This is a genomic window from Streptomyces virginiae, assembly GCF_041432505.1.
In the GTDB taxonomy this organism is placed as follows: Bacteria; Actinomycetota; Actinomycetes; order Streptomycetales; family Streptomycetaceae; genus Streptomyces; species Streptomyces virginiae_A.
This window is the reverse complement of sequence record NZ_CP107871.1, coordinates 1,609,184-1,635,084: the sequence shown is the minus strand read 5'-3', so window position 1 is coordinate 1,635,084 and position 25,901 is coordinate 1,609,184. Positions and strand designations below refer to the sequence as shown.

The following is a 25,901-nucleotide window of genomic DNA, read 5'->3' as shown; positions in this document are numbered from 1 at the left end:
CCTGCGCACGGACACGGGACGCGGTCATGAGGCGGCTCCCGGAGCTCGTTCGGAGGAGCCAGTGTCGGGGAGGGGGTCCGCGGTCGAGCCGTAGGGCCGTTGCGGGGTAGTCCGCTTCACGTCGAAGGCGCCGTGAGCAGCAGTGGGAGCGGTCACGGCAGCCTCCTGGCCGGTTTGATGGCGATGCCCGCGTACGCGGCCGAGACCTGCTCGGGGGCCGCCCGGTCGGGATGGTTCGCGTGCCAGCCGGCGACCGGCACCAGACCGGATCCCAGCTGACCCCACCCGCCGAACATCGCGCTCACCACGGCGTGGGGCCGCGGCTGGTAGGTGATGCCTGCTACTTCGTACGCGGACGTGAGCTTGGACATCACCTCCGCCAGGCCGTAGTCGGTGGTGGCGTGGCTGATCGACAGGACACTGCCCGGCGCCAGCCAGCCCCTCAACGCGGCGAGGACTTCGCCGGCGGTGTGGTCGGGGAGGTAGGGCAGGACGTCGTGGGCGAGAACCGCGGTGGGCACGTCCCGATCCAGGATCCCGCTGACGGTGAGGTCGTGGAGGACGTCGGGGAGATGGCGAAGGTCGGCCAGAAGGTGGTGCACGCCGGCCGCGCCACAGGCCGCGGCCTGTGCATGGGCGAGCGCGATGCGGTCACCGTCGATGTAGACGACGGTGGCGGCGGGGTGGTGGGGGTGGATGAGGTGGTGGATGTCGGGATGGCCCGTGTCGGGGGCGGGGTAGCCGCAGCCGAGGTCGAGGTATTGGCGGAAGCCGAGGTGGGCGAGGTGCTGGGCGGTCAGGGTCCGGTAGGCGCGGCCGATGCGGGCGGCCGAGTCGAGGTGGCTGAAGATGGCGCGGAGCTGGTCGGTGAGGGCGGTGTCGGCCTCGTAGGCGTCGCGGTGGCCACCGATCAGGAGGTGGGCGATCCGGCTGGCGGATGGCCGGCGCAGCGCGTCCTCACCCAGCGGGATGACGCCGTAGTCGGGGGCGGTCATGAGGTTCGCCTTCTGGGCGCAAGGGTGTTGGGGAGGTTGGTGCGGATCGTGGTCCCGGGGTCGGAGGGCACGGCGGCGGCAGGCTGAGCTGGTGGTCCGGGGCGCAGGAAGCCCAGGGCGTGGGCGATCCCGATGAGGTGCGCGGGATCGGTGGCCTGCATGGTCCGCATGAGTTTGCGGGTGCGGGTTCCGACGGAGGTGGGGGCGATCTGTGCTGCCTCGGCGATGTCGGCAGCGAGCGAGTGCTCGGCGAGGGCCCGCAGCAGCAGGAGCGTCCCCCGGGAAGGCGTGAACGGTTCGAGCTTCGGCGGGAGGGGTGGCGGATCGACCAAGCGATACCGGAGCAGGGTGTGGGCGAGGACTGCGCGTGAACAGCGCTTCTCGCCGTGCAGGCGTACGCGGATCCGCCGGAGGTGGGTGGTGACCGTGCTGGGCGACACCCAGCATTCCTTGGCGATCTTCGTGTTCGACCAGCCCTCGACCACGTGCTGCGCGATCGGCCGTTGCACGGGAGTCAGCGGTGCGACGGCGGAGGGTGCTTGGGACGTCATGGGGAGAAACTCCTCCGGTTCGCAGCTGGGCCGTGGGGTGGCTGGAGTACCGGGCCGCCTTCCTCTCGGGGAAAAGAGGATTCGGGCAGGTGGGTGAGGAGACGGATGGGCGAGAGCCACAGAGCGAGCGCGGAGCCGGCAAGGACGACGGTCCCGGCGAGAAGCGTCGCCCAGACCCCGGCGGCCGCAGCGAGGACAGTGGCGGCGAGAGCAGCGAGGGGGCGGCTGCCGGCCACCATCCAAGTCGCGGACTGCTGCGTGCGGGCCTGGAGCTTGGGTAGGCAGAGACGAAGGCGGACCAGCCGGACAGTCGCGGTCGCGCAGGCCGCGGCCGCGAGCTGAACAGCCCCGGCCACCACCAGCACTGCCACCCACGCCCCGCCGGGCCGGGCCATCAGGAGCGGCACCTCCAGAACCGGGTACACGGCGACGCTCACGATCAGGGTCTTCCCGGGCCCGGCCCGGTGGATGAGCCGCGGGGAGAGGAGGGCTCCGGCCAGGTATCCGGCCCCGGACGCGCCCATGATGATGCCGAGTCCGGTGGGCCCGACCTGGATCACGGTCAGCAGGTACCAGGACGAGAAGGCGGTGACGACGCCCGCTCCGGCGCCGGTGATGCCGAGGCACAGGGCCAGAGGCCGCAGGATCGGATCGCCCAGGGTGTAGCGGAGCCCATCACGGATCTCGGTGATGAGCGTCGTGCGGCGTGCACCGGCCCGGTGTGAGGGCAGGGCGGGGAGGCGGGAGGTGCACCAGGCCGAGATCAGGTAGGAGAGGCTGTCGGCCGCGATGGCCCGGGCCGCGGTAGTAACGGCGAGAAGGCCGCTGCCCAGGTACTGGCCGATGGTGGAGGCGGCGCCCAGGACGGCTTCCTGGCGGGCCGTGGCCTGCTGGAGCAAGGCGGGAGCGGCCAGTTTGACGAGGACCACGCTGGCGGCGGCCTGGTGCAGGACGGTGACACACCCCAGGGCGAGGGCGACGGTGTAGAGGACGGACATCGTGAGGGTGTGTGAGGCCGTCGCGGCGGGAATGGCCGCAACCAGGGCGGCCGCGGTCAGATCGGTGGCGATCAGCACGGTCTTGACCGGGTACCGGTCGACGATCGCCCCCGCGGGCAGCGAGACGATCAGATACGGGATCTGGGAGAGCAGGTAGAGGTGGGCCGCCTGTGCGGGGCTGGCCTGGAGGTAGAGCATGGCGATGACGGGTAGGGCGACGGTGTGGACACCAGTGCCGGCCAGGCTCGCCGCCTCACCCGTCAGGTACCAGTTCACCGCCCGATGCCGGCGCTCGGGAGTGGTCAGGGCATCGGCCGGTCCCCGGGCGGGCCCGTCCGTTGCGGCGTTGCTGCCGGTCGCGGGGCGGGCCGGGGCGGGGTTGCGATCGTTCATCCGCGGCCTCGCAGCTCGACGCGCTTCTCACGCAAGAGGCCGTAGACGACGCTCACGGACAACCCGGTCGCCTGGGCGATCTCAGCGACGCGCAGCTGTTTGACGTCGTACGCGTAGGCAGCCTCGGCGCCGGCCTCCTCCCGCTCCCATCCGGTGAGGTGCTTGTCCCTGTTGCGGGGGGTCAGCGGAAGCTCGGCGGGGGGCGGTGCGGGATCTGCGGGCAGGGTGGCGAGGGCCGCGTCGATGGCGGTGGCGAGCCAGGCGACGTGCCATCTGCGGGCCGTGGGCTCCAGCGGCGCGAGGACCCAGGAGCCCACAGACAGCGCGGCATTCACGAACGCCTGCTCACCGCTGGTGGCGACGGGCGGCAGGGCGGCCTGGACGTGGGCGGCCATCGCCCGCAGGCGATGCCAGGAGTCGACATCCGCCCGGGCGGGCAGAGGGATCCGGCGCCCGTCGTGCCGCAGCATCGTGACCGTCACGAGGATCTCGTCCCGCGTGAACACCACACGGTGGTGGGGCGCCGGTTCGGACACGCGTGGAGGGCGAGGCAGTTTGCGGGCGTTGCGGGTGACCACCCACTGGCCGCCCGCGCGCCGCAGCAGCCCTTGGCTCTGCAGTTGGCGGGGCAGGTCCGGCAAGGTGCCGACGTTGAACAGGACTTCCGCGAGGTCTATCCGGAAGACGCTGCCCGCCGGGTGGAGTCCCGTGGCCAGCTGCATCCGTACTTGCTCTACCGCCCAGTCCACCGTCAGGGTGGGTAAGTCCTGCTGGACACGCACCCGGTACAGGCCGCCGTCAGCACCACGGTCCCTGACCTGCTCGAGGAACTGCTCGCGATGAAGGAGCTCCAGGGCCACAGCGGCCGAGGCCGGACGCACGCCGAGGTCGGCAGCCAGCTGCGGCACCGTCAGCGGCTGCGTACGGGTGTACAGCCGGTATTCGGCGGCGGAGCGAATCCGGCCGGCGATCTCGACGGCTTCAGTCTCCGTACCGGCACTCGGCGCAGGCACGGTGGTGGCGCAGGAAGCCAGGAGCTGGCCTACCGCACGCGCCTGCTCAACGAAGGCCAGGGCCCTCTCCTGACTCCAGAGCTCCTGCAGCCCGTCTCCGGTCTGGGTCCCGGCCTCGCGTGGAGGATGACCGACAGCCGGCGTCATGGTGGCGCTACCCATGCCTGGCAGCCTTCGCGCGAGCCGGGGCCCCGGAGCGATCCGGTTCCCGTGTGGCGGTGGACGGCTCGCGGACATAGAGGCCAGGGCCATGCGGTCCACGAGGGCGGAACTGAAGGAGTCCGGAGACGATCAGCGGGCGGCTCGCGCGCCGGACGTGGGCCACCGGCACCTGGCAGTCGTGCGCGATCAGCCCCATGGGCAGGGCGTCGCCGGGCCCGTAGGAGAGGGCCGCCGTTTCGAGGTAGGCAGTGATGACCGCGTCGTCGGGATGCACCATGCCGGGGCCAACCACGGACACACCGCGACCGCGGCCGCTGAAGAAGACGTCGCCGCGCTGTTCCAGGACCGCCAAGGCCGCTGAGGTCAGCTCTTCTGGCAGGCCCAGTTCGGTGCTGAGCAGACCCACGGCGCGTGCCCGGGAGATCCGGCCAGCCAACGGCACGGCGGAGCGACTCAAGTGACGGCGCAGTGCCAGCACCGCCCGCGCCAGGTCCCTGCTCAGGGCGGCGGAGCGCCTTGTAGGCCGAGGCCGGTCATCCGGTATCCGCGAGAAGGAGCGGTGCCGCTGGGGCGCTGTGGTGATCATCCGTGGTTCCTGTTCAACATGTCAGGGCTGGTAGACGAGGGAGGACGGTGCGGGCACCGCGGCTCAGTGGGCAGCCGGCGGCGGGCGTGCAGGGCGCGGAGGCGGACGGTCAGATCCCGGTCGATGCGGGTGCCGGTCAGCTCCCGGACCATCTGAGTGGCCACCGTCCAGCCCAAGGCCGGCGTTTCGTACTTGGCGATACCTGCGCCCTGCCGTTCGATGCCGCGCGGGCCGAGCCGGTACGTGGTGCCGTAAATGCCGTAGAGGATGGGCCGTTTCACCCACAGCGCGACGGCCTGGCCCAGGCTCGGGCATCGCTTGACGGAAAGGCGGGCGTCGCGGCGGCAGACGGGCGGGGTCGCCTCGATGAGGCCCTCTCCCCACTGCGTATCCCCATCCGACGGGGACTCGGGCCCGCCGGGCAGCACGAACAGCCACCCGTCCGCGCTACGGGCGGGCGGGCCTGCACAGATTTGGCAGAGCAGCTCGCTCATCAAATGGCGCTGGCGTCGGGGATGCGGACGCCAGTTCTCCACCTGCCCAACCGCATCGGAGTGCTCGGGGACCCGGGTCCACAGGCCGTCCTCGTTGTCGCGGTCGTCCTCGCGCTCGTCGGCATACCCGAGGGAGCCGTCACCTCGCAGGGTGAGGTGTGCGAGTTCAGGCTGCTCGGAGGCCAGGGCCGCGATGTACGGCCGAAGGACCCTCGCACGCGGGGAGAGGACGGCGGTGACCTTGGCCGGGATGCTCATCGGGCCCCCCTGTCAGCGTCGGCTGTCAGCGTGCCGGTGGGCTGGAGATGCGAGTCGAGGAGGCAGGCGAGCTCGGGGTGGGGCTGGGCAGGCCGGGTCAGCAGGTAACGCAGTCCCGTATCCGTGCTCAGGCACCGGACCGGGGTCCACTGGCCATCGATCCACACGTCGGCGAGCGGAAGCGGGGCCGTGCAGCGTATGGTCCGGGCTCCGGCCCGGTGCGAGGCGTGGGAGACCCAGGCGGAGAGGAGGCGGGCCAGATGCCGGGTTTGGCCGGGCAGGGTGCACATGTGGGTGACGGTGACTTCTGTCCCGGGACCGCCCTTGCCCTGGTCATCAGGGTGTTCCAGGGTGACGGCGCCGACCAGGGCGCTTCCTTGCAGGAGCGCCCAGCCGCCGTCGAGAGGGTTGGCATGGAGACGGGTGGGGTTGTGGAGGAAGCCACTGGTCTGCGGCCGGATGCCGAGGTGCCCGCGCTCGCCCAGCCATCTGTCGCGCTCCGTGATCATCCGGAGCAGGGCCGCACGGTCCCCGTCCTCCAGGCGCCGCACCGTGAACAGCGGCACCCCCGGTACCAGCGGGGTGTGTTGGTCGGTGGTGACGTAGGCGGGCAGCGAAGGGGTACGCCGGGAGGGATGGCTCAGGAGCACGGGGCCCGGGCGGGTTCTGGCACTGGGCGCGCTGCTCCAGCCGGCGGCGAGCAGCACAGTGCGGATCGCCGGAGAGTCCGGCTCGTGTTCGACCGCCTCGGCGTTGCGGCGGGCCGCGTGGTCGAGGAGCCAGGCCACCGTCACGCGGGCCAGCGAGCTCTGCCCGGGAAGGGGCGGGGCAATGAGCGTGGTGACCTGGAGGATCCGGCGATGACGTGTCCCCCGGGTGGGCAGAACCTCGACGAGGGCCCCGATATGGCCTTCATCCCGGTCGGACAGGACCCACACCTCGCCGCCCCACCGCGGGCCGCACGCCAACCGCTCCAGGACACCGGCAGCGTCCGCACCCCGCACCGCAGGCACGTCGCCCCGCCTGTGGGCGTGGTCGAGGTGGGCCATGAACAGCATCCGGATCGCCACCGCGTCATCCGCCGAGGCCCGCCGCATCACGTACGGGGCGGGAGCGAGAGCGTGGCTCGTCATTGGGCACCGATTTCGTCGAGGACGGTGCTGAGTACGGCCGCGAGGCGGCGCAGCTGTCCGAGGGAGCAAGGCAGGGCCGGGGCCGTGTCGCCCAGAGCGAGGCGTGCGAAGTTCACCGTGGGCAGGGTCAGCGTGAGGACGGTGAGGGAGCTGCTGCTGATCAGGCAGGCGAGGTCGCGATGGAGCCGGTAGCGCAGGAGGTCCCGCTCGTGCTCGGTCAGGACTTCGCCTTCGTCCCAGACGGTGTTCAAGTCGGCGTACAGGGGGCTGTTTTCGGCTACCAGGTCCGCGATTCGGTCGACGGCGAGCCGCTCTCGCAGCCGCCACAGCGTCGCAGCGTCCGTCGTGGCCAGACCGCGGTCCGGCCGGGCGGGCGGTACGCAGCGGTCAGGTGTGACGGGTACAGCGGGCGGTAACGAGGCGGGGGAGCAACCCGTAACGGACGGCAGCACGGTCAGCATGCGGTTCTGCTCCTTCGACGGGTGACGAGGACGGCTCGCACAGCACGGTGTTCGATCCTGGTACGGGCGGGAACGTGCGCCGCACCCGCCAGACGCGTCGGGGTGCCAGAGGCCACGGTGAGCCGATCCGGGCCGGGATCCGGCGGGCAGGCCGGCGTCAGCCTGCACAAGGGATCGGGCCCACGTCGTCGCGGTGTCATGCTGCTGCTGGCTGCGTTCACCGGGCCGCCCCGACCATGCGGCCGGACAGGGTCCTGCGGTGGTCTGCTGCGATCAGACGCACCCCGCGCGCGCTGAGCAGGGCCCGGATGCCGGTGAGGGTCCACAGGCTGTCTTCAGCGCCGGTGCCGTCGGGGGGCAGGTGGTCCAGGGACGGTACAACGAGGATCTGGACAGACCGGTCCTCGACGAGTTCGAGGACCGCGCGAAGGCCCGGGCGTTCATGGCCGGCCAGCGGGGCGAGGTCGTGATGGCGCAGGGGTTTCGCCGTGCAATAGCGGGCGGCCGCCGTCTCCATGTCCGCGAAGGCGCGCTCGCCCGCCCCCGGAGGCACCACGGCATAGACGGCCGCGGTCGCCCGCTCCTTGACGTGCTCCTCAGCCCTGGCCACAAGGCCGCGCAAGCCAGCCGAATCAGTGAACGAGGGCCGCTCCGCTTCCTCGATCAGCACGGCGGTGGCCGGGGACGACGGGAGGGCCAGCAGCCAGCCGAGGAGCGTCTCCAGGCGCGTGCCGAGTATGGCATCGGCGGCCACACTCCGGCGGGGGAAGTCCTCAGGAGGCATGGGGGATTCCAATCAGGGCAGCACGAACGGACAGCACGGCCGGACGCCGTACAGGGAGAGAGGGATCAGGAGGCGAGGCGGCGGGTCTGGTGACGGGCCAGCTCCTGGGCCAGCGGGGGCAGACACATCTCGTTGCGCCGCGTGTCCAGGCCGTCCGGGTCCGCCACCGGGTAGGGGCGCCCGAGGGCGGGGTTGATGGCGGTGGCGTACAGCTGGGGCTGCGCGAGGCGGACCAGGCACCAGTCGACGACGTAGGCCAGGTGGACCTGGGAACAGGCGCCGTCCTCGACGGCGGCCGCGATCAGATCCCGGCAGCGCAGCAGGAAGGCGTGGTCCTGACCGTGGAGAAGGATCCGCAGCGCGGCCGTGGCCGCCTCGTCGCCGACGAGGTCCACGGACGGCCACCCGTGCTGGTTCACGACACGGACGAGCGCGCGCTCATGCTCCGTGCGGGCGGCCGCGACCTCACGGAGCCAGTACGCGACGCCCGGCAAGCGTGCGGAGCGCGCTGTCAGGGCTTCATCGCGGGCCGACCACGCGATCAGCATCTCCGGGAGCGAGGGCGAGGAGTCCTGGACGGCCTGGTCTGCGGCCGGGGCGGGGGCCACGGCAGAGGGCATCGTGCTGAAGAGCGTGGTCATGCCGCCCTCGCGTGCGCCCGCACCGGGCTCACGATGGCTCCGTCGGGGGTCAGCGCACCGGTGTCCTCGAAGATCAGTGTGCCGTTGCAGAGCAGGGACCAGCCCTGTTCGGGATGGGATGCCACGCTGCGCGCGGCATCCCAGTCAGGGGCCGTACTGGACGGACACGAGGGCCTGTGGGTGCACATGCTAATGGTCCCTTCGGGAGTGCTTGGAGTCAGTTCGACGCTCTGATGGACGGTGGTGCGGAGGAGTTCGGGCGGTCTGCCGGCCCGGGGAGGCTCTCACCAAACACCTTCGCGCTCGGGCCGCCCGGCAACGGACGTATCGGCGTAGCCGGACGCGTGCTCCCCGGTAGGGTGGGCCCGTACGGAGCGGACGGCCTGTTGGAACGCCGCGACCGGGCTCGGTGTGATGGGTGCCCTATCGGGGACGGAGCCGTGGCCGGGCCCTTCCGGTACCGGGACGGTGGCGGCTACGAGCAGGTTTTCGGGCACCTGGACGACGACCCGCAGTCCCCCGAGCGGGGACCGGTCCAGATACACCCCGAACCCGTAGGCCGCAGCGAGCGCACCGACCGCCGCGAACCCGCTCCGCGCGGCCAGCGCCCGTACCGGCAGCTGTTCCTGGCCTGCCAGGACCTTTCGAGTCCGGGTGTACTGCTCCTCGTTCAGGCCGGGACCGTTGTCGTCGATCGCGATGTCCAGGCCTCGGCCCGCCAGCCGGGGCCACACCGCGACCTTCCCCTGCCCGGGTGTGCCGTGGCGCAGGGCGTTGTCCATGAGTTCGGCCAGGGCGATGGTGACGGCTTCAGCGGCCCAGCGGTGGACCAGCACGTTGTGGGTGGAAGGCAGTTCGACCCGCTGATAGTCGCTGGTGCGGCCCTGGGCCCCGCGCAGGACGTCCATGAGCGCCACGTCCATTTCCCGCGGCTGAAGGCGGAGGGTTCCGGTGGCGGCACCCAGGATCTGGGCGCGTTGGATGATCAGGCTGGTTCCGTGGTCCAGCCGGTACAGGCGCTCCAGCTGACCGGGGTCGGAGGCGAACTCCAGTACCTGGCTCATGGACTGCTGCTGACGCACGACCAGGCTCATGACCGGCTCGAGCATCACCCGCAGTGCTTGCGTGGCAGCCGCTTCGGCTTGGTTGTCGGCGGCGTTCAGTAAGGCCGCCACCTGGCGCAGCACCACCTGCTGTGCTTCGGTGAACTCCGCACCGACCAGGTCGGGGTGAAGGGGTGGCCCCGCGAAGGTCTCATGGGCGGGGCGGGGGCCGGCGGCCATCTTGGGCAGACGCACTGTGGCGGTGTGTAGCACTTCCTCGCCCTGGGCCTTGAGCGTCTTGGCGGCCTCGGCGTCCGCTGCGCTCCGGGCGCTGGCGGCTGCCGTACGCTTCGCGCGCCCCAGGACGGCACGCGCCGCGCAGGCCGTGCCCAGGCTCGGGGACAGCGCCAGGGCGATGGTGGTGAGCTCGTTCACGTCAGCTCCTCACGGAGAGTCGAGATCGGACGGCGAACAGGTCGCGGAACACGACCGGCCCGTAGGGCTGAGCGGTGTCTGGATTCCCACCCCTGTCTGGGAGTTGGGCCATAGGGTGGGTTGCAGAAAGCAAACCGCTTACCTCGCCGTGCGGGCAGACCCCAGCACTGGGCAACCCCACAAAACCAACAAAAGATCGTTTCGAGGAGAAGGGGCGCACGGTGGCCCGTGAACGCAACACGCTGCTGGCCTCGGTGATCACCGAAACCGGCTGGTCCCAGCCTCAACTGGCCGCCGCGTTCGTACGGGTCGCCACCGAGACCGGAGTGAGCGAGCTCGCGTCTGTGAGCCAGCAGCACGTCTCGGCCTGGGTGAATGGCACACGGCCTGCTCCCCGAGCGGCGTCTATCTTGTGCGAGACGCTCTCGCGCCGTCTGGCACGTGTCGTTACCCCAGCGCACATCGGGCTCGCCTCGCTCGCCGCCGGGGCTGACGATGTCCGGCCGGCCTGGGACATCGACACGGCCACCGCACTGGCAGATTTCGGGGACAGCATGAGCATGGACCGGCGCACCGCGCTCTCCGCCACGGCGTACTCGGTGGCGGGCGCCGCCCTGCCCCCACCCGCCTGGTGGGACCAGACCCGCGACCACGCGCGCACCCGCGAACCCCGCACCCACCTGACGGTTACGGCCGGACACGTGGCCGCGATACAGGACGCCACCCGCTTCTACTCCAGCCAGGACCAGCGCCTGGGCGGTGGCGCGGGCCGCACCGCCCTCGCCGCCTACTTGCGCACCGACGTCGCCGCATACCTCTCCGGACGCTTCCCTTCCGAGCAGGTACGGCGCGACCTGCTCATGGCCGCCGCCGAGCTCGTCTACCTCGCCGGATGGACCAGCTTCGACACCGGCGAGCACGCGGTCGCCCAGCGGCAGTTCGGGGTCGCGCTGCGCATGGCCGCCGAAGCCGATGCGCCGGCGCTGGCCGGGCACATTCTGCGCGCGGCCGCGCACCAGGCCGTTGATCTGCGCCATCCCCGCCGGGCGCTGCAACTGGCCGAAGGATCGATGGCTGAGCGCCGCTACAAGCTGGCTACACCCCGAGAGCGGGCCCTGCTGGGTGTGGTCCATGCCCGAGCTCTGGCGGTGAGCGGGCAGAAGAAGGAGGCGCTGGCCGCGCTGAACCGCGCGAGCACTGACCTGGCTGCAGCCGACTCGGGCGTCGAGGAACCCGCCCGGGTCGCCTTCTTCGCCGAGGCGTCCCTGTCGCACGAGATGGCCTGCACCATGCGGGACCTCGGCGATCTCAAGGGCGCCGAAGCCGCCTTCCAACGCAGCGTCCGCACCCGAGCCCTCCCCTACGCACGCACGCACGCCGTGACCCTGGGATACCTCGGCGATGTCCAGGTCCGCCAAGGCCACCTCGACGACGCCTGCCACACCTGGAACCGGGCCCTGGACGCCATGGCCGGCATCCGCTCCGGCCGTACCCGCGACACCGTCGTCCAGATGCGCCGCTCCCTCTCCCCGGTCAAAGGCCGCGGCGGCAGCACCGCCGTCGCCCTCGATCAGCGGGCCCGCGAGTTCCTCGCCCACGTAGCCTGACCCCGCCACGACAGCACCAAGCTGCCGGAGCCGAGCTCCGGCCAGATGGATCGGGGGGACCTCATGACCGACCAGACCTTCACCTACACACCCGTCGCCACCGTCATCGGCGGCCACACCACACCCCTGGACGACTATCAGGGCGGCACCGAGGCCGTCATTCGCCTCAACCCAGACTTCCCCGAAGAAGTCCTCCGGGGGATCGAGGAGTTTTCGCATCTGCAGGTCACTTGGCCCTTCACCCTGGCCTCGCCCACCGACGTGGAACTCCACGCCCGCAGTCCCCGAGGGAACCCCCGCTGGCCGGCCACCGGCACATTCGTCCATCGCAACCACCGCAGGCCGGCGCAACTTGCGACGTCCTTCCCCCGCCTTCTTCGCGTGGAGGGACTGGACTTGCACGTCACCGACCTCGATGCCGTCGACGGCACCCCTGTGATCGACCTCGCCCCTTACTTCCCGCAGATGGGCCCCCGCGGCACGGTCACCGTCCCCGCCTGGCCTGGCGAGATGCTCACCGACTACTGGGTCAACCACAGCGACCGTCCCGAGTGAGTTGGAGGGCCGGCGGACTAGTGAGCAAGGTCTGCTGTTCATGAGCACCGTCCGAGCAGTTCGTCGTATCGGTGGGAAAGCCTTCTTCCCGCCTGCGCCTAGCGCGGGACATCCGGCCGAGGGCTGCAGTCGGACGCCTGGGCCGGTGCGGGTCAGCACGCGCGCGCTCGTCCGGCTAGCTGTGCCGTCTTGAACAGCGTCCAGACGATCTTGCCGCTGGGCATACGGTCCTCGACGCCCCAGCAGTCGGACAGCAACGCGACGATCTGCAGGCCCCGGCCGGTGGTGTCGGTCTCGCCCGCAAACGCGATCTCGGGTTCGCGGCGGTGGCGGGGACGGCTGTCGTGCACTTCCACGCGTACGAAGTCTTCGTTGGCGTCCAATTTCACGACGAAGCCGTGCTCGGTGTAGCTCCCGTGGGCCAGGGCGTTCGAGGCGAGCTCGGAGACACAGAGCCGGATGTCCTCGGTGGCGCCGCGAAGACCCCACGAGCTCAGGGTTGTGACGGCAAACTCCCTGGCCAGGCCAACCGACTCGGGCCGAGGGTCGAAGAACTTCTGCTTCACATCGAGCATCGGGGCCTCACGTCTCGGTATCTAGGGCTGGTGTGGGGTTGGGGCCGAAGCGGCGGCGGACTGGCACCGGGTCCGGCCCCGTGGGGTTGTGGACCACCGGGCGGCGCCTGCCGGGTCCCCGGACCAGCAGCAGCCGGGCGTCGGCCGCAGCGATCTGGGCCTGCCTCGGGGCTGCTATCTCCTTGGGGCCCAGGTGGGAGGCGGCCGGCAGGACGACGCCGTAGGTGTCGGGCAGTTCTAGGACGTCGATCAGGCCGGTGAACGCTGCCACCGGCCCGCTGCCGGAGTCGCGTTCTGTGAACACTCCCGAGAGCGTCAGCTCGTGCTGGCGGCAGTACTCGGCCAGAGCCTCATTCAAGGCCATCTGGCGGGCTGGGGAGACCCGGACCAGACGCAGGTAGCCGTAAACGACCGGACCGCTAACGTCGCGATGCTCGGTGAGGGGTTGCATGCTGATGTCTGTCCAAAGGTCCGGCGGATGGTGTCACTGCTCAGCCTGGACCTGCTCGAACGCTGCGGAAATGACCGCCTGTTGTACTTCCGTTGCACTTGTGTCCCCCCGCTCGTGCGGGCCGTGCTTCGATGGCGGCAGGAAGGGAGCAACGTGTGGCGACCGTGCACCACTGGACAGGCCTGGAGGCCAAGGCCCTGCGTCTCGCGCTGCGGCTGAGCGTCCGAGCATTCGCCGGCCAGCTCGGCCTCGGCATCAGGACGATCTCCAAGTGGGAGAAGCTCCTGGCCGCGACCGAACCCCGCCAGGACACCCAGGCGATCTTGGATACGGCCCTGGCCCGCGCGGATGCCGCCGTCCACCTCCGCTTCGAGACGTTCTTGTCCGAAGCCGGTCGGACCGCTCCTGCCGCCAGTGCCCACAGGGTGACGGCGAGTGGGCCGCTGGCCTGGGAGTACGAGTCTTGGACCGACGATCTCGACCGGGCCGTGGTGGCTCTCTCCCGGCAGGACTTCACCTTCGCCGACAGCCTGATCCGCCGCTGGCTCGGCCGGTTCAAGCCGGCCACGCTCGATGACAAGGGCTTATATCTCTTCGCCCGCTCAACTGCCTTGCTGGGTGATCTCCAACGCGACCAGGGAGCCGTGATGGGCCCGCTGTCGGCCCAGCACTCCTATGCCTCGGCGAAGTCTTTGTTCGGGCAGCTGGACATTCCCCGCCGTGTCGCCCAGCTCGACCTGTCCCTCGCGGTCGTTGCGGAGATGTCGGGACGGCTTGAGGTCGCCGCCCACCAGTACGAGTCCCTGGCCGTCGACGACCGGCTCTCCCGCCGTGACCGGGCCCGTGCCCGACTGTGGGTGGGAACGGCTCTAAGCAAGGACGGCAACCACAGCTATGCCTCGCGCGTCATGCTCGCCGCGACGCGGGAGTTCGAGGACCTCGCCGAGCCCGAGGACTGGTCGGTGGCCCATCAGAAGCTTGCTCTGGCCCACCGCGGGGCCGGCGACTTGGCCTCGGCCCTGCACTTCATCTCCATTGCCCGCAGCACGGCCGCCACCGACGCACCGATGCAGCGGGTTCGCTTGGAAACCGCCCACGGCCACATCCTCCTGTCCGATGCCGCGACCCGCGATGATGGCCTTCACGTCCTCGACAAGGCTGCGCGACTGGCCGGGCAGTTCGGCCTAAGCCACCAGCTGGCCAGTATCGAGGGCATCAGGGCCACGAGCGAAGGGGCCGCTGGCCCCCGACGACGGTAACCAGGGAGAAGATCGCGTGACGGACATCCAGCAGACGATCACCGAGGACCAGTGGCGCAAGGCCAAGCTGATCTGGGACTACCACCAGATGGGCCACGACCTGGCGGCGGTGGACGTCGCGATTGGGCTGGGCAGCCACGACCTCGGAGTCGCTGCCGCGACCGCCGATCTCTATCGCGCCGGCCTGTTCCCGGTCCTCGTCTTCACCGGCGGCAACAGCCCCACCACCGCGAAGGTCTTCCCGCGTGGTGAGGCCGTGCACTTCCGCGAGCACGCCCTGGAACTCGGCGTCCCCGACGAGGCGATCCTCGTCGAACCGAACGCCGCCAACACGGGGCAGAACATCACCCTCAGTCGTGAGCTCCTGGCTGCGAATGGCATCACGCCGAAGACCGTGCTGCTGGTCTCCAAGCCCTATATGGAGAGGCGATCGTTCGCCACCGCCCGCAAGCTGTGGCCCGAGGCCGAGATCATCTGCGCCTCGGAGCAGCTGGAACTGGACGACTACCTCAAGAGCATCGGCGACGAGAAGCTCGTCCTCGACATGCTTGTCGGCGATCTCCAGAGGGTGATCGAGTATCCGAAGAACGGGTTCGCCGTCGCCCAGGATGTCCCGGAGGACGTGCATGATGCGTACGAATCCCTCATCCGCGACGGCTTCACGAGCCGCCTTATCTCCTGATGCCCCAGTGCCGGGTGGGCTGTGTGCCATTCACCAGCCCAACCTGTTTCCCCGGCTGACAACACTGGCCAAGTTGGTCGCGGCGGACATCTGGATAGTCCTTGACGACGTCCAGTTCACCCGCCGCGACTATCAGCACCGCACCCGCCTGGCGGCTCTAGAAGATCCACATCGCCTGCAGTGGATGTCCATTTCGACCCACCTGCCTCAGGGACGCCAAACGATCATTCGAGAGGCTCTGATCGTCGACCCTGGCCTTGCTCGGCGCCGCACCATGGCGATGCTGCGGCAACACTACGGAGCCAGTTCGTACTGGCCTGAGATCGCCCAGGCCTTGGAACCGATTGAGGCGACATTCGACAGCGGCCGGACCGCGTCCGTCGCCGAGGCCTCAACCCGGGTCATGCTGGACCTACTGGGATGGAAGGGTCAGATCTTCCGCAGCACGAACCTATCCGCTCGGTCCGGACGTTCCCAGCGGCTTGCCGACCTCACCGTCAGTGTCGGCGCCGGCTCGTATCTCTGTGGGACGGGCGGCATGAAGTATCTGGATGCGGCCCCGTTTGCGGCACAGGCGATCCCAGTCATTCCATTCCTGCCTCAGACCACGGGTATCTGGGTGCCCGGCAGGCAGGTCAGCGCCCTTTGGGCCCTGGCAATGCTCGGTCCCGGCGCTTTGAAGGAACAGCTGCAGACCGTCATGGCAACGTCCACGAGCGGCGGATAGCGCACGCCTACCCCCCTGTGCGGTGCCCTCAACGGAGGCGAGCGCCTCGCGTGCTGCGGCTGCCCGCCCGTGTGCTGCTGCCGAAATCTGGCCCAGCTTCTGCAGCCTGTGGAGTGATCGTTCCCGCTTGCCTTTAGGAGTCCGCACCAATGTGTTCTTCTCGGCGACGAGGCCCGTTCGGTCGGATTCGCTCACGGCAGACGTAGAGGTCGCCGAGAAGACTGGAACATTCGGCTGGTGCATGTCAACCTACAACACCCGTCGGAAGATCGGCGTGGATACCGAGCCGGGCCGAGCGTCCAGCTCCTGCCGTTCTCGTCCTCTTATGTCTACCTGGGGAGTCTAAGCTGTCTGACGTTGCCCATTTTGCATTTCGCTTGACCGCGCCAACCCTCTTTGCAATCGGTGCTGGCTGCGCCGTATCTGGGAATTTCTGCGGTGACTACGTGGCCGTCGCTCTATCGCTCTGTCTCTGCGTTTGTGCGTCTGCGCTGTTCGCCGAGGGCCTAGTCCGGGAGGCGTACCGGCGAGATCGAGCCCTCCTGGTCTACGTGGCGACACATCCCGGCTCTACCCCCACTCAGTCTGCCCACGTACTCGGGGGCACGGTGCGGCGCGCGACTCAGGACTTCGCCCGGCTCTCCCGCGATGGACTGCTGGTTCCGGTGGTTGTGGACGTAGACCCCGCTCATTGCTCATATCGGATAACCGTGCACGCGCAAGGCTAGGAGACCTGAGCGGCCTCCAGCTTGGACGCCCTGTCTCTACATAGCAGACGATCCCCGGTCAGCCAAACCGGCGATTCTCCAGACCATTGAAGGAGCTTGCACCAACTACTTGGCGGTGGGTGGTGCGGGTGTGTCAGTCAACCTTCTTGATGTTCGTACGCGACCGCGCTTGGCGGTGGGGTCATGGCGAACGGGGTTGCTCACCGACCTGCACCCTTTTCGTCCCCACAGAGAGAACTCCATGCCCACACCCCTGCCTACGCGTTCGCTACAGGCTCCTCTGGCTGAACCTGCCACCCCGGGCCCATTGGATGCATCATTCCTCAACGTAAAGAATGCCGCAGCCTATCTTGGCCTCTCATCGCACACCCTCTATGTCTGGCGACATCGAAGGCAAGGGCCGCCCAGTTTTCGCATGGGGCCCCGCGGGCGCGTCATGTATCGGAGGGAAGCTCTGGACGCGTGGATCCATGAGCAAGAATGCATAGACTCCCGCTCCAATCCTGCCTTGGACCCGTTGAACTCCCACCCGCTGCGACGCGCGAGCTTCAGGACGTGACGCGCGGGCTGGTTGTGTGTTGTCTACTCCCTATTGAAAGAGATCTGGATTGGCCGGCTACATCGAGGACCGTTGGATCAGAAAGACGAAGGATCCCGTCACTGGAAGAAGGGAGAAGACCGCTCGCTACGGCAAGGGAAAGCGCTATAAAGTCGCTGGCATACCGGGAGTGCGTGACCGCTCCTTCGATGTGCTTGAGGACGCAAAGGCGTGGCTACGACGCACAGCGACGGACGAGGAGCGTGGTGAATTCGTAGACCCGCGGGATGGGTCCATCACACTAGCCAACTACATTGCGACGCACTGGGCACCGGGGCGAGGCGGCGCTCCCAAGACCCAGGACGGCCAAGAGCGTAGAACGCGTCTCCATATCGTCCCGCACTTGGGCGAACTCCCGCTCCGAAACATCGCCGCAACGGATCTAAGAGCGTTCATAACCACGCTGGGGTCTACGGTCTCCTCGATCGACTACCAACGCGGCATCCTCTCCGAGCTTTCCTCCATCCTGGAGGCAGCTGTCGACGACAAGCGTCTCGTGCGCAACCCAATGCGTGCGAAGTCTGTCCGGTGGCCCAAGTCGCCACGGGAGCGACGCGACGCGTGGCCGATGGCTACGGCACTTCGAGTCCGCGATGCCATCAACTCGCGGAACAGGATCGCCGTCGTGGTGGGCCTGGGTTGTGGGCTTCGTCAGGGCGAGGTCTTCGGGCTGAGCCCAGAGGACATCGACTATGAACGCGGGGTGCTCCACGTCCGGCGGCAGGTGCAGGCCATTCACGGAAGGCTGTACTTCGCCCTACCGAAGGGGAAGAAGGTCCGCACCGTCGACATGCCCCGTGCGGTCGCGGAGGAGTTGAAGCGCCACATAGAGGCGTGTCCGCCAGTCGTCGTGGAGCTTCCGTGGGGGAAGCCCGGCGGCCCGGAGAGGAAGGTCGCCTTGCTGCTCACCACGCGGTTTGGGAATGCCATCGCGGTGAACACCTGGAACACCTATACCTGGAAGCCGGCCTTGGCCAAGGCCGGCGTCATTCCGCCACGTGCCGAGGGGGCGAAGTCCTGGCAGTGGGCAGCGGCCCCGAAAGACGGTTTCCACGTGCTTCGGCACACCTACGCCTCGATCATGTTGGAAGCGGGGGAGTCCGTCGTGACCCTGGCTCGGTGGCTGGGGCACTCCTCGCCAGCGATCACCCTCGGTTACTATGCTCACTTCATGCCGGAAGCTGGAAGCAAGGGCCGCGGCACCCTCGACGGGCTCCTTGGGGAGCGGGGAGACCGGCCCGCCAGCCGAAACTCCCCAGATTCTCCCCAGCCCCTTTGACCGGTGCTTCTTACCCTCGCGCCCCAGAGAAGCAGTCCGTTGATTGTAAGGTTGAGAAGATGGGTGGCCTGGGAAAGTGTTGGAAGAGGTCGTAGCGACTCGCTATGTCACGCCCCTGCGGGAGGGCGGCTCGCTCCCGGGGATCGTCGAGGCCGACGATCTCGGCACCTACGTCATGAAATTCACCGGAGCCGGCCAGGGACGCAAGACCCTGGTCGCCGAGGTCATCTGCGGCCGCCTGGCCCAGCGGTTGGGGCTGCGCGTCCCACGGCTGGTGCAGATGCAGCTCGACCCCGTGATCGGGCTCGGCGAGCCCGACCAGGAGGTCCAGGAGCTGCTCAAGGCCAGCGGCGGGCTCAACCTCGGCATGGACTACCTGCCCGGCTCGATCGGCTTCGACCCGCTGGCGTACCAGGTGGACCCGGTCGAGGCGGGGCGTGTGGTCTGGTTCGACGCCCTCATCAACAACGTCGACCGCTCCTGGCGCAACCCGAACATGCTGGTCTGGCACGGGGACGTCTGGCTGATCGACCACGGCGCCACCATGATCTGGCACCACAACTGGCCCACCGCGGCGGCCGCGGCCGCCAAGCCCTACAACGCCTCCGACCACGTACTGGCCCCCGTGGGCCCGGACATCGCCGCGGCGGCCGCCGCGCTCGCGCCGCTGGTGACCGAGGAACTGCTCACGGAGGTCGCGGCCGACGTCCCCGACGAGTGGCTGGTCGACGAGCCGGGATTCGACTCCACCGACGCGCTGCGGCGCGCCTATGTGGGGGCGTTGCTGCCGCGCGCGGCCACCATCCACGAGAGGATCTCGCTGGAGGCGGAGGTGAGGACGCCCGCCGGACCTCCCGGCTGGCTCACCGACCACCTGCCGGAATGGCCCCACAAGACCCACCAGAAGAAGAGCGACAGCGAGTGACCAAGCGGGACGTGTTCGAGTACGCGCTGGTGCGTGTGGTGCCCCGGATGGAACGGGGCGAGTGCTTCAACGCCGGCGTGATCGTCTACTGCCGGGCGCACACGTACGTCGCCGCGCGCACCCACCTCGACGAGGCGAAGCTCCTCGCGCTGGACCCCGGGGCCGATGTGGCCGGGGTACGAGCCGCCCTGCGCGGGGTCGAGGGCGTGTGCAGCGGCGGGGCCGACGCGGGGCAGGCGGCGGGTGACGACGCGGGGCGGCGGTTCCGCTGGCTGATCGCGCCGCGGAGCACCGTGGTGCAGCCGGGTCCGGTGCACACCGGCCTGACGGCCGATCCGGCGGCGGAGGTGGAGCGGTTGCTGGACCTGCTGGTCCGCTGACCTCGGTCCGGGGCTCCGCCCCTGGGGCCCGCCTCCCGGCCCCCTTCCAGGGCACCCGCGTGTTCGACGCCGACAGGGGCGACCCGTCTGGCGTTGACACCGGGTGCCAGGGCTCCTAGCGTCTCCTCAGCTGAAGCTACTAAGCGGTTGCTCACCTCTGGGTGGCCGCTCTCAAGGGCGAGGAGATCCAGCATGTCCACCACCGAGCAGCGCGTCGCGATCGTGACCGGAGGGGCCCGCGGCATCGGCGCGGCCACCGCCGTACGGCTGGCCGCCGAGGGCCGTGCCGTCGCCGTACTCGACCTCGACGAGGCGGCCTGCAAGGACACCGTGGAGGCCATCACGGCCGCCGGCGGCAGGGCTCTCGCGGTCGGCTGCGACGTCTCCGACGGCGCGCAGGTGGAGGCCGCCGTCGCCCGCGTCGCGAGCGAACTCGGCGCCCCGACCATCCTGGTCAACAACGCGGGTGTGCTGCGCGACAACCTGCTGTTCAAGATGACCGAGAACGACTGGGACACCGTCATGAACGTGCACCTGCGCGGTGCCTTCCTGATGTCCAAGGCCTGTCAGAAGCACATGGTGGAGGCCAAGTTCGGCCGCATCGTGAACCTCTCCAGCAGCTCGGCGCTCGGCAACCGTGGCCAGGTCAACTACTCCGCCGCCAAGGCCGGCCTCCAGGGCTTCACCAAGACCCTCGCCATCGAGCTCGGCAAGTTCGGCGTCACCGCCAACGCCGTCGCCCCCGGCTTCATCGCCACCGAGATGACCGCCCAGACGGCCGCCCGCGTCGGCATGGGCTTCGAGGACTTCCAAGCGGCCGCCGCCACCCAGATCCCGGTCCAGCGCGTCGGCCGTCCGGACGACGTCGCCAACGCCATCGCCTTCTTCACCGGCGAGGCCGCGGGCTTCGTCTCCGGCCAGGTCATGTACGTGGCCGGCGGCCCGCTCAACTGACGGTTCCACGAGAGGCAGGGCGTAGGACATGACGTACAGCGGTATCGACAGCGGCAAGGTCGCGCTGATCACCGGGGCGAGTCGCGGCATCGGGTACGGCGTCGCCGAGGCGCTCGTCGCCCGCGGCGACCGGCTCTGCATCACCGGCCGCAACGAGGAGGCCCTCAAGGAGGCCGTCGAGCGGCTCGGCGCGGACCGGGTGATCGGCGTCGCGGGCAAGGCGCACGACGAGGCCCACCAGGCCGTCGCCGTGGAGCGCACGATGGAGGCCTTCGGCCGCGTCGACTTCCTGGTGAACAACGCCGGCACCAACCCCGTCTTCGGGCCGATCGCGGACCTGGACCTCGGGGTGGCACGGAAGGTCTTCGAGACCAACGTGATCTCGGCGCTCGGCTTCGCCCAGCGGACCTGGCACGCCTGGCAGAAGGACAACGGCGGCGCGATCGTGAACATCGCGTCCATCGCCGGGGTCTCCGCCTCGCCCTTCATCGGCGCCTACGGGATGAGCAAGGCCGCCATGGTCAACCTCACCCTCCAGCTCGCGCACGAGATGGCGCCCGGGGTGCGGGTGAACGCGATCGCGCCCGCGGTGGTCAAGACGAAGTTCGCGCAGGCGCTCTACGAGGGCCGGGAGCAGGAGGCGGCGGCGGCCTATCCGCTCGGCCGGCTCGGGCTCCCGGAGGACATCGGCGGGGCCGCGGCGTTCCTGACATCTGCACAAGCGGAATGGATCACCGGGCAAACTCTCGTCGTCGATGGCGGGATGTTCCTCAATGCCGGGGTCCACTGACCGATAATCGGACGTATTTGCCTCCGAAAGGGAGGTAAATGTGTATCGAATATGCACGGAACCGGTCAAGTGCCTCACGAAACCAACCCATTGGATTCGTGGGGCACTGCGGTAGGGTCTGCCGCACCCCTGGCTGATCGAGGAGCGTGCACGTGTTCAACCGGACCAGATGCCTGCAGATCTCTGCGGCCCTTGCGTCCATATCCCTGCTCGCCGGATGCGGCCTGCTGTCGGAGGACGACGGCGACGATATGAAGAGGATCGTCGTCGGTACCACGAGCGCACCGAGCACCCTCGATCCCGCGGCCGCGTGGGACGGCTCCTGGGAGCTGTACCGGAACGTCTACCAGACCCTGCTGGCCTTCCCGACGGGCTCCAGCAAGCCCCAGCCCGACGCGGCCCAGAACTGCGAGTTCACGGACGCGGCGAGCCAGGCCTACCGGTGCACCCTGCGCAAGGGCCTGAAGTTCTCCAACGGCGAGCCGCTCGACGCCAAGGCGGTCAAGTACTCCCTCGACCGGATCAGGACCATCGGCTCCAACGTCGGTCCCAAGGGACTCTTCGGCACCCTCGACAAGATCGAGACGCCGGACGCGCTGACGGTCGTCTTCCACCTGAACACCTCGGACGCCACCTTCCCGTACGTCCTCGGCTCGCCCGCCGCCTCGCTCGTCGCGCCCAAGGACTACCCGGCCGACAAGGTCCGCGAGGGCGACAAGGTCACCGGCTCCGGCCCGTACGTGCTCGACTCGTACAAGGAGGGCGCCGAGGCGGTGCTCACCACCAACACGAGCTACACGGGCTTCGCCAACCGCAAGAACAAGGCCGTGACCATCCGCTACTTCGCGGACTCCCCGAAGATGGTCGCGGCGCTGAAGGCGAAGGAGATCGACGCCACCTACCGAGGCCTGTCGGCCCCGGAGATCACCGACCTCCAGACCCCCGCGGCGCACGCACTGGGCGTCCAGGTCGTCGAGAACGTCGGCGCCGAGATCCGCTACCTGGTCTTCAACCCCAAGGACCCCTCGGTCGCCAAGCTCCCGGTCCGCCAGGCCATCGCCCAGATCGTCGACCGCGGCGCGCTCGTCTCCAAGGTCTACCAGGGCACCGCCGAGCCGCTGTACTCGATGGTCCCCAAGGGGGTCGTCGGCCACAAGACACCCTTCTACGACAAGTACGGCGCGGCGGACGTCGCCAAGGCCAAGAAGATCCTCAGGGACGCCGGGATCACCCAGCCTGTCGAGCTGACCTTCTGGTACACCACCGACCGCTACGGCTCCTCGACCGCCGACGAGTTCACCGAGCTCAAGCGCCAGCTGGACGAGAGCCAGCTGTTCCGGATCAACCTGCGCAGCCAGCCCTGGAAGACCTTCCAGACCGGCTACAAGAGCGGTGAGTACCCGATCTTCGGCCGCGGCTGGTTCCCCGACTTCCCGGACCCGGACAACTTCATCGCGCCGTTCGTCGGCAAGGAGAACGCGGTCGGTACCCCGTACGAGCCCAACGAGATCCTGACCGAGCTGCTGCCGAAGACCCGCCGCGAGGGCGACCGCTCGGCCGGAGTCCAGGAATTCGAGCAGGCCCAGAAGATCTTCGCCGACGACGTCCGGCTGCTGCCCCTGTGGCAGGGCAAGCTGTACGTCGCGGCCCGTGAGGACATCGCGGGCGCCGAGCGGGCGCTGGACCCGCAGACCGTCATGCAGATGTGGGAGTTCTACCGCAAGACCAGCTGGTAGTACGTGCACCGATGCGTCGGCCGCCCTGGGCGGCCGACGCATTGTCAGTGGGCCCCGGTAGGTTCTGGAGCAGTTGCACGAGCAGTCGCACGAACTTGTACCGGAGGTTGTCGCCGTGACCCAGATGCTGCCCGAGTCCTGGCTCCCCGTCCTCGGCGGAGAGCTGGACCAGCCCTACTTCAAAGAACTCACCGAGTTCGTCGAGAAGGAACGGGCGAACGGGCCGGTCTACCCGCCCCGCGAGCAGGTGTTCGCGGCCCTGGAGGCCACTCCCTTCGACCGGGTGAAGGTCCTCGTCCTCGGCCAGGACCCCTACCACGGCGCCGGCCAGGGCCACGGCCTGTGCTTCTCCGTGCAGCCCGGGGTCAAGACCCCGCCCTCGCTGCGCAACATCTACAAGGAGATGAAGGAGGAGCTCGACCTGCCCGTCCCGGACAACGGCTACCTGATGCCGTGGGCCGAGCAGGGCGTCCTGCTGCTCAACGCGGTGCTCACGGTCCGCGAGGCCGAGCCCAATTCGCACAAGGGCAAGGGCTGGGAGAAGTTCACCGACGCCGTGATCCGCGCGGTGTCCGAGCGGCCCGACCCGGCCGTCTTCGTCCTCTGGGGGGCCTACGCCCAGAAGAAGCTCCCGCTGATCGACGAGGAGCGGCACGTGGTCGTCAAGGGCGCCCACCCCTCCCCGCTGTCCGCCAAGAAGTTCTTCGGGTCCCGGCCCTTCACGCAGATCAACGAGGCCATCGCCGCGCAGGGACATGAGCCGATCGACTGGCGGATCCCCAACCTCGGCTGACCTCCCCCCGCGCCTCGGCGCCATTGCCGGTACCTCCGGCTAGCTTCTAGATGATCAGACCGGAGCAGGTCTGGCAGAGCAAGCCGGAGGCCGCCGTGACGGAGCAGCAGGAGGCGTCGGAGGACGCCGTCATGACCAGGATCGGCCAGGCGGTCATCCTGCTGCACGCCGGGGACCGCGAGGAGGCCCGCAACCGGCTCGGGGAGATCTGGTCCGAGATCGGTGAGCAGGGGGACTCCCTCCACCGGTGCACCTTGGCCCACTACATGGCCGACGCCCAGGACGATCCGGCCGACGAGCTGGCCTGGGACCTGCGCGCCCTGACCGCTGCCGCCACCGCCGACGGGCCGGGTGACGAGCCGGACGACGGACCCGGGACCGGGCCGCCCCAGGACGGGCGGCCCGTACGGGAGGAGCCGCATCCGGCCATGCGGGTGTTCTACCCGTCCCTACACCTGAGCCTGGCCGCCGACTACGTGAAACTGCAGCGGCCGGAGGCGGCCCGGATCCACCTGGCCCGGGCCCGCGCGGCCACCGGGGCGCTGTCCGACGACGGGTACGGGAACGGCGTACGGGCCGCCATCGCCCGCCTGGAGCGGCGCCTGGCCGGGGAGCCGGGAGCCGGGCCGGGGCCCGGGACCGGACCCCGGCCGTTCCCCGAGCAGTCGCCGTAGGACACCCCTGTGCCCGCGGGCGGTCAGTCCCCCTGGACGCCCGAGCAGATCCGGGCCTCCGGACTGTCGGGATGCCAGTGGCCGTGCCTGCGGCCCAGCGCGCACACATCGGCCGGCCGCGCCGGAAGCTTGCGGATCAGCTCGCGCTCCACCTCGGCGTCGGGCCGGGGACGCTGCGGACGGCCTCCAGGGCGCCCGGAGACGGGCTCGGCGGCCCGTCGGGGCTCCGGGATGTCCGGGACCGGCGGAGCCTCTCGTACGGGCCCACCGGAGCCGCCGGGTACGGGCCGCTGCGCGGACCGCTGGGCGGGCGCGGGGGCCGCCGGGGTCGCGGGCGCCCCCGGGGCACTCTCCACCGCCTCCAGCGCCTCCAGGGCGGGCGCCCGGACGACCACGGAGGCGGCCCCGGGCCCGCCGCGCGGCTCATGGCGGGGCGGTACCCCGGCGGCGGGGGCCGCCGCGGGCTGCACGGGTCCGGGGCTCACATTCACACAGCCGGAGACCGCCGAGACGGCGCAGGCGACTCCGAGCAGCAGCGTTGTCGTGGTTCGGGTTGGATGCACCCGCGCAACTCTGCTGTGCGAGGACCCCGTTGCGAAAACCCGCGGGCGATATTCACCCCGCACGGGTGACGGACCCACCCGCCGTCCAGGGCCTGGCGCGAGCCGCGCCGGCTCCTCCGAAAAACAGGAAGGGACGGACTAGTCGCCGGTGGCGCCGTCGATCTGCTCGCGCACCAGATCCGCGTGGCCGTTGTGGCGCGCGTACTCCTCGATCATGTGGGTGTAGACCCAGCGGAGGCTGAACACCTCGCCCCGGTGGTGGCTCTCGGCCTGCGAGACAAGGTCCAGGGAACGACCCGCGGCAGCCTGGCGGGACAGTTCGACCTCGGTCTGCCAGACCTGCTCCGTCTCGGCCCAGGTGGCCTTGTCGGAGAAGTGGAAATCGCCGTCCGGATCCTCGCTCGTGCAGAACAGCTCGGGCAGGTCCTCGCCCAGCATGACCTCCCGGAACCAGTACCGCTCCACCTCCGCCATATGCCGTACGAGGCCCAGGAGGCTCAGTTCGGAGGGCGCGAGCGGGGCCCGGCGCAGCTGTTCGTCCTGGAGCCCCTCGCACTTCCAGACGAGGGTGGCACGGTGGTAGTCGAGCCACCCGTCCAGCATGTCCCGCTCGTCGGCGGTGGTGGCGGGTTCGGCGCGATGTGATCCGGAGCTGATGGTCATGGGGCTCATCCTCGG

Annotated in this window: 30 protein-coding genes; 14 read left to right on the top strand and 16 right to left on the bottom strand. The window is 69.5% G+C overall.

Annotation, left to right across the window (positions count from 1 at the left end):
* Positions 1–152: 152 nt before the first annotated feature.
* The 12 genes from OG624_RS07625 to OG624_RS07570 all read right to left on the bottom strand — a co-directional run bounded on the left by OG624_RS07625 (position 153) and on the right by OG624_RS07570 (position 9,947).
* Positions 153–995: an SAM-dependent methyltransferase gene (locus tag OG624_RS07625; RefSeq protein ID WP_328971600.1), complete on the bottom strand. Its 843-nt coding sequence runs from the start codon at positions 993–995 to the stop codon at positions 153–155.
* On the bottom strand, positions 992–1,546 hold the full coding sequence (locus tag OG624_RS07620; RefSeq protein ID WP_328971601.1) for a LuxR C-terminal-related transcriptional regulator: 555 nt from the start codon (positions 1,544–1,546) through the stop codon (positions 992–994). The genes OG624_RS07625 and OG624_RS07620 overlap by 4 nt, the downstream gene beginning before the upstream one ends.
* A complete protein-coding gene (locus OG624_RS07615) occupies positions 1,543–2,937 on the bottom strand; it encodes an MFS transporter (RefSeq protein WP_328971602.1) in 1,395 nt (464 codons plus the stop codon). The genes OG624_RS07620 and OG624_RS07615 overlap by 4 nt, the downstream gene beginning before the upstream one ends.
* Positions 2,934–4,112: a hypothetical protein gene (locus tag OG624_RS07610; RefSeq protein WP_371639252.1), complete on the bottom strand. Its 1,179-nt coding sequence runs from the start codon at positions 4,110–4,112 to the stop codon at positions 2,934–2,936. The genes OG624_RS07615 and OG624_RS07610 overlap by 4 nt, the downstream gene beginning before the upstream one ends.
* Positions 4,105–4,698 carry a hypothetical protein gene (locus OG624_RS07605; protein WP_328971604.1) on the bottom strand — a complete coding sequence of 198 codons (594 nt, stop codon included), beginning with the start codon at positions 4,696–4,698 and terminating at the stop codon, positions 4,105–4,107. Before OG624_RS07605 ends, OG624_RS07610 begins: the two co-directional genes overlap by 8 nt.
* A complete protein-coding gene (locus OG624_RS07600; protein WP_328971605.1) occupies positions 4,695–5,450 on the bottom strand; it encodes a hypothetical protein in 756 nt (251 codons plus the stop codon). The genes OG624_RS07605 and OG624_RS07600 overlap by 4 nt, the downstream gene beginning before the upstream one ends.
* The gene (locus tag OG624_RS07595) at positions 5,447–6,583 is read right to left on the bottom strand and encodes a hypothetical protein (protein WP_328971606.1); all 1,137 of its coding nucleotides are present in this window, start codon (positions 6,581–6,583) and stop codon (positions 5,447–5,449) included. Before OG624_RS07595 ends, OG624_RS07600 begins: the two co-directional genes overlap by 4 nt.
* On the bottom strand, positions 6,580–7,044 hold the full coding sequence (locus OG624_RS07590) for a hypothetical protein (protein WP_328971607.1): 465 nt from the start codon (positions 7,042–7,044) through the stop codon (positions 6,580–6,582). Before OG624_RS07590 ends, OG624_RS07595 begins: the two co-directional genes overlap by 4 nt.
* 217 nt (positions 7,045–7,261) lie before the next feature.
* Positions 7,262–7,828: a recombinase family protein gene (locus tag OG624_RS07585; protein ID WP_328971608.1), complete on the bottom strand. Its 567-nt coding sequence runs from the start codon at positions 7,826–7,828 to the stop codon at positions 7,262–7,264.
* A gap of 65 nt (positions 7,829–7,893) precedes the next feature.
* Complete coding sequence (locus tag OG624_RS07580; protein WP_328971609.1) at positions 7,894–8,469, bottom strand: DUF6624 domain-containing protein; 576 nt, start codon at positions 8,467–8,469, stop codon at positions 7,894–7,896.
* On the bottom strand, positions 8,466–8,657 hold the full coding sequence (locus tag OG624_RS07575) for a DUF5999 family protein (RefSeq protein WP_328971610.1): 192 nt from the start codon (positions 8,655–8,657) through the stop codon (positions 8,466–8,468). Before OG624_RS07575 ends, OG624_RS07580 begins: the two co-directional genes overlap by 4 nt.
* Positions 8,658–8,753: 96 nt before the next feature.
* Positions 8,754–9,947, bottom strand: a complete 1,194-nt coding sequence (locus OG624_RS07570; protein ID WP_328971611.1) for an ATP-binding protein — start codon at positions 9,945–9,947, stop codon at positions 8,754–8,756.
* Between the two features lie 221 nt (positions 9,948–10,168).
* Here OG624_RS07570 and OG624_RS07565 point away from each other — a divergent pair, with 221 nt between their 5' ends.
* Both OG624_RS07565 and OG624_RS07560 read left to right on the top strand, forming a co-directional pair.
* Positions 10,169–11,554, top strand: coding sequence for a Tat pathway signal protein (locus OG624_RS07565; protein ID WP_328971612.1), 1,386 nt, complete (start codon positions 10,169–10,171; stop codon positions 11,552–11,554).
* Between the two features lie 63 nt (positions 11,555–11,617).
* The gene (locus tag OG624_RS07560; RefSeq protein ID WP_328971613.1) at positions 11,618–12,109 is read left to right on the top strand and encodes a TrmO family methyltransferase domain-containing protein; all 492 of its coding nucleotides are present in this window, start codon (positions 11,618–11,620) and stop codon (positions 12,107–12,109) included.
* Positions 12,110–12,261: 152 nt separating this feature from the next.
* On the opposite strand, the gene OG624_RS07555 is transcribed toward OG624_RS07560, so the two are convergent.
* Positions 12,262–12,684 carry an ATP-binding protein gene (locus OG624_RS07555; RefSeq protein ID WP_328971614.1) on the bottom strand — a complete coding sequence of 141 codons (423 nt, stop codon included), beginning with the start codon at positions 12,682–12,684 and terminating at the stop codon, positions 12,262–12,264.
* A 7-nt stretch (positions 12,685–12,691) separates the two neighbouring features.
* Positions 12,692–13,048, bottom strand: coding sequence for a hypothetical protein (locus OG624_RS07550; protein ID WP_371639251.1), 357 nt, complete (start codon positions 13,046–13,048; stop codon positions 12,692–12,694).
* Between the two features lie 242 nt (positions 13,049–13,290).
* Here OG624_RS07550 and OG624_RS07545 point away from each other — a divergent pair, with 242 nt between their 5' ends.
* From OG624_RS07545 to OG624_RS07490, 12 genes are all read left to right on the top strand, one after another.
* Complete coding sequence (locus tag OG624_RS07545; RefSeq protein WP_328971616.1) at positions 13,291–14,394, top strand: helix-turn-helix domain-containing protein; 1,104 nt, start codon at positions 13,291–13,293, stop codon at positions 14,392–14,394.
* Positions 14,395–14,410: 16 nt separating this feature from the next.
* Positions 14,411–15,076 (top strand): YdcF family protein, encoded by a 666-nt coding sequence (locus OG624_RS07540; protein WP_328971617.1) that lies wholly within the window; start codon positions 14,411–14,413, stop codon positions 15,074–15,076.
* Positions 15,077–15,083: 7 nt separating this feature from the next.
* Positions 15,084–15,803, top strand: a complete 720-nt coding sequence (locus tag OG624_RS07535; protein WP_371639250.1) for a WbqC family protein — start codon at positions 15,084–15,086, stop codon at positions 15,801–15,803.
* Between the two features lie 969 nt (positions 15,804–16,772).
* Positions 16,773–17,090 carry a helix-turn-helix transcriptional regulator gene (locus tag OG624_RS07530; RefSeq protein ID WP_328971619.1) on the top strand — a complete coding sequence of 106 codons (318 nt, stop codon included), beginning with the start codon at positions 16,773–16,775 and terminating at the stop codon, positions 17,088–17,090.
* 190 nt (positions 17,091–17,280) lie between these two features.
* A complete protein-coding gene (locus OG624_RS07525) occupies positions 17,281–18,408 on the top strand; it encodes a tyrosine-type recombinase/integrase (RefSeq protein ID WP_328973231.1) in 1,128 nt (375 codons plus the stop codon).
* 76 nt (positions 18,409–18,484) lie between these two features.
* Entirely contained in the window at positions 18,485–19,333 is an 849-nt protein-coding gene (locus OG624_RS07520; protein WP_371639249.1) for a HipA family kinase, read from the top strand.
* Complete coding sequence (locus OG624_RS07515) at positions 19,330–19,713, top strand: DUF3037 domain-containing protein (protein ID WP_030718859.1); 384 nt, start codon at positions 19,330–19,332, stop codon at positions 19,711–19,713. Before OG624_RS07520 ends, OG624_RS07515 begins: the two co-directional genes overlap by 4 nt.
* 192 nt (positions 19,714–19,905) lie before the next feature.
* Entirely contained in the window at positions 19,906–20,667 is a 762-nt protein-coding gene (gene fabG / locus OG624_RS07510) for a 3-oxoacyl-ACP reductase FabG (protein WP_030718862.1), read from the top strand.
* Positions 20,668–20,695: 28 nt separating this feature from the next.
* Entirely contained in the window at positions 20,696–21,457 is a 762-nt protein-coding gene (locus OG624_RS07505; protein ID WP_030770413.1) for an SDR family oxidoreductase, read from the top strand.
* Between the two features lie 152 nt (positions 21,458–21,609).
* Positions 21,610–23,193, top strand: coding sequence for an ABC transporter substrate-binding protein (locus OG624_RS07500; RefSeq protein WP_161287938.1), 1,584 nt, complete (start codon positions 21,610–21,612; stop codon positions 23,191–23,193).
* A 124-nt stretch (positions 23,194–23,317) separates the two neighbouring features.
* The gene (locus tag OG624_RS07495) at positions 23,318–23,986 is read left to right on the top strand and encodes a uracil-DNA glycosylase (protein WP_030388140.1); all 669 of its coding nucleotides are present in this window, start codon (positions 23,318–23,320) and stop codon (positions 23,984–23,986) included.
* A 50-nt stretch (positions 23,987–24,036) separates the two neighbouring features.
* A complete protein-coding gene (locus OG624_RS07490; protein WP_161287936.1) occupies positions 24,037–24,660 on the top strand; it encodes a hypothetical protein in 624 nt (207 codons plus the stop codon).
* Between the two features lie 23 nt (positions 24,661–24,683).
* On the opposite strand, the gene OG624_RS07485 is transcribed toward OG624_RS07490, so the two are convergent.
* Together OG624_RS07485 and OG624_RS07480 are read right to left on the bottom strand one after the other, a co-directional pair.
* Complete coding sequence (locus OG624_RS07485) at positions 24,684–25,223, bottom strand: hypothetical protein (protein WP_033220851.1); 540 nt, start codon at positions 25,221–25,223, stop codon at positions 24,684–24,686.
* A gap of 138 nt (positions 25,224–25,361) precedes the next feature.
* Positions 25,362–25,886 (bottom strand): DinB family protein, encoded by a 525-nt coding sequence (locus OG624_RS07480; protein WP_326747629.1) that lies wholly within the window; start codon positions 25,884–25,886, stop codon positions 25,362–25,364.
* Between the last annotated feature and the right edge of the window lie 15 nt (positions 25,887–25,901).

Excerpts from the sequence above, each read along its gene's own strand:
- OG624_RS07625 (WP_328971600.1), bottom strand. The coding sequence starts at position 995 with ATGACCGCCCCCGACTACGGCGTCATCCCGCTGGGTGAGGACGCGCTG.
- OG624_RS07620 (WP_328971601.1), bottom strand. The coding sequence starts at position 1,546 with ATGACGTCCCAAGCACCCTCCGCCGTCGCACCGCTGACTCCCGTGCAA.
- OG624_RS07615 (WP_328971602.1), bottom strand. The coding sequence starts at position 2,937 with ATGAACGATCGCAACCCCGCCCCGGCCCGCCCCGCGACCGGCAGCAAC.
- OG624_RS07610 (WP_371639252.1), bottom strand. The coding sequence starts at position 4,112 with ATGGGTAGCGCCACCATGACGCCGGCTGTCGGTCATCCTCCACGCGAG.
- OG624_RS07605 (WP_328971604.1), bottom strand. The coding sequence starts at position 4,698 with ATGATCACCACAGCGCCCCAGCGGCACCGCTCCTTCTCGCGGATACCG.
- OG624_RS07600 (WP_328971605.1), bottom strand. The coding sequence starts at position 5,450 with ATGAGCATCCCGGCCAAGGTCACCGCCGTCCTCTCCCCGCGTGCGAGG.
- OG624_RS07595 (WP_328971606.1), bottom strand. The coding sequence starts at position 6,583 with ATGACGAGCCACGCTCTCGCTCCCGCCCCGTACGTGATGCGGCGGGCC.
- OG624_RS07590 (WP_328971607.1), bottom strand. The coding sequence starts at position 7,044 with ATGCTGACCGTGCTGCCGTCCGTTACGGGTTGCTCCCCCGCCTCGTTA.
- OG624_RS07585 (WP_328971608.1), bottom strand. The coding sequence starts at position 7,828 with ATGCCTCCTGAGGACTTCCCCCGCCGGAGTGTGGCCGCCGATGCCATA.
- OG624_RS07580 (WP_328971609.1), bottom strand. The coding sequence starts at position 8,469 with ATGACCACGCTCTTCAGCACGATGCCCTCTGCCGTGGCCCCCGCCCCG.
- OG624_RS07575 (WP_328971610.1), bottom strand. The coding sequence starts at position 8,657 with ATGTGCACCCACAGGCCCTCGTGTCCGTCCAGTACGGCCCCTGACTGG.
- OG624_RS07560 (WP_328971613.1), top strand. The coding sequence starts at position 11,618 with ATGACCGACCAGACCTTCACCTACACACCCGTCGCCACCGTCATCGGC.
- OG624_RS07555 (WP_328971614.1), bottom strand. The coding sequence starts at position 12,684 with ATGCTCGATGTGAAGCAGAAGTTCTTCGACCCTCGGCCCGAGTCGGTT.
- OG624_RS07550 (WP_371639251.1), bottom strand. The coding sequence starts at position 13,048 with ATGGCCTTGAATGAGGCTCTGGCCGAGTACTGCCGCCAGCACGAGCTG.
- OG624_RS07530 (WP_328971619.1), top strand. The coding sequence starts at position 16,773 with ATGCCCACACCCCTGCCTACGCGTTCGCTACAGGCTCCTCTGGCTGAA.
- fabG (WP_030718862.1), top strand. The coding sequence starts at position 19,906 with ATGTCCACCACCGAGCAGCGCGTCGCGATCGTGACCGGAGGGGCCCGC.
- OG624_RS07505 (WP_030770413.1), top strand. The coding sequence starts at position 20,696 with ATGACGTACAGCGGTATCGACAGCGGCAAGGTCGCGCTGATCACCGGG.
- OG624_RS07495 (WP_030388140.1), top strand. The coding sequence starts at position 23,318 with ATGCTGCCCGAGTCCTGGCTCCCCGTCCTCGGCGGAGAGCTGGACCAG.
- OG624_RS07490 (WP_161287936.1), top strand. The coding sequence starts at position 24,037 with ATGATCAGACCGGAGCAGGTCTGGCAGAGCAAGCCGGAGGCCGCCGTG.
- OG624_RS07480 (WP_326747629.1), bottom strand. The coding sequence starts at position 25,886 with ATGACCATCAGCTCCGGATCACATCGCGCCGAACCCGCCACCACCGCC.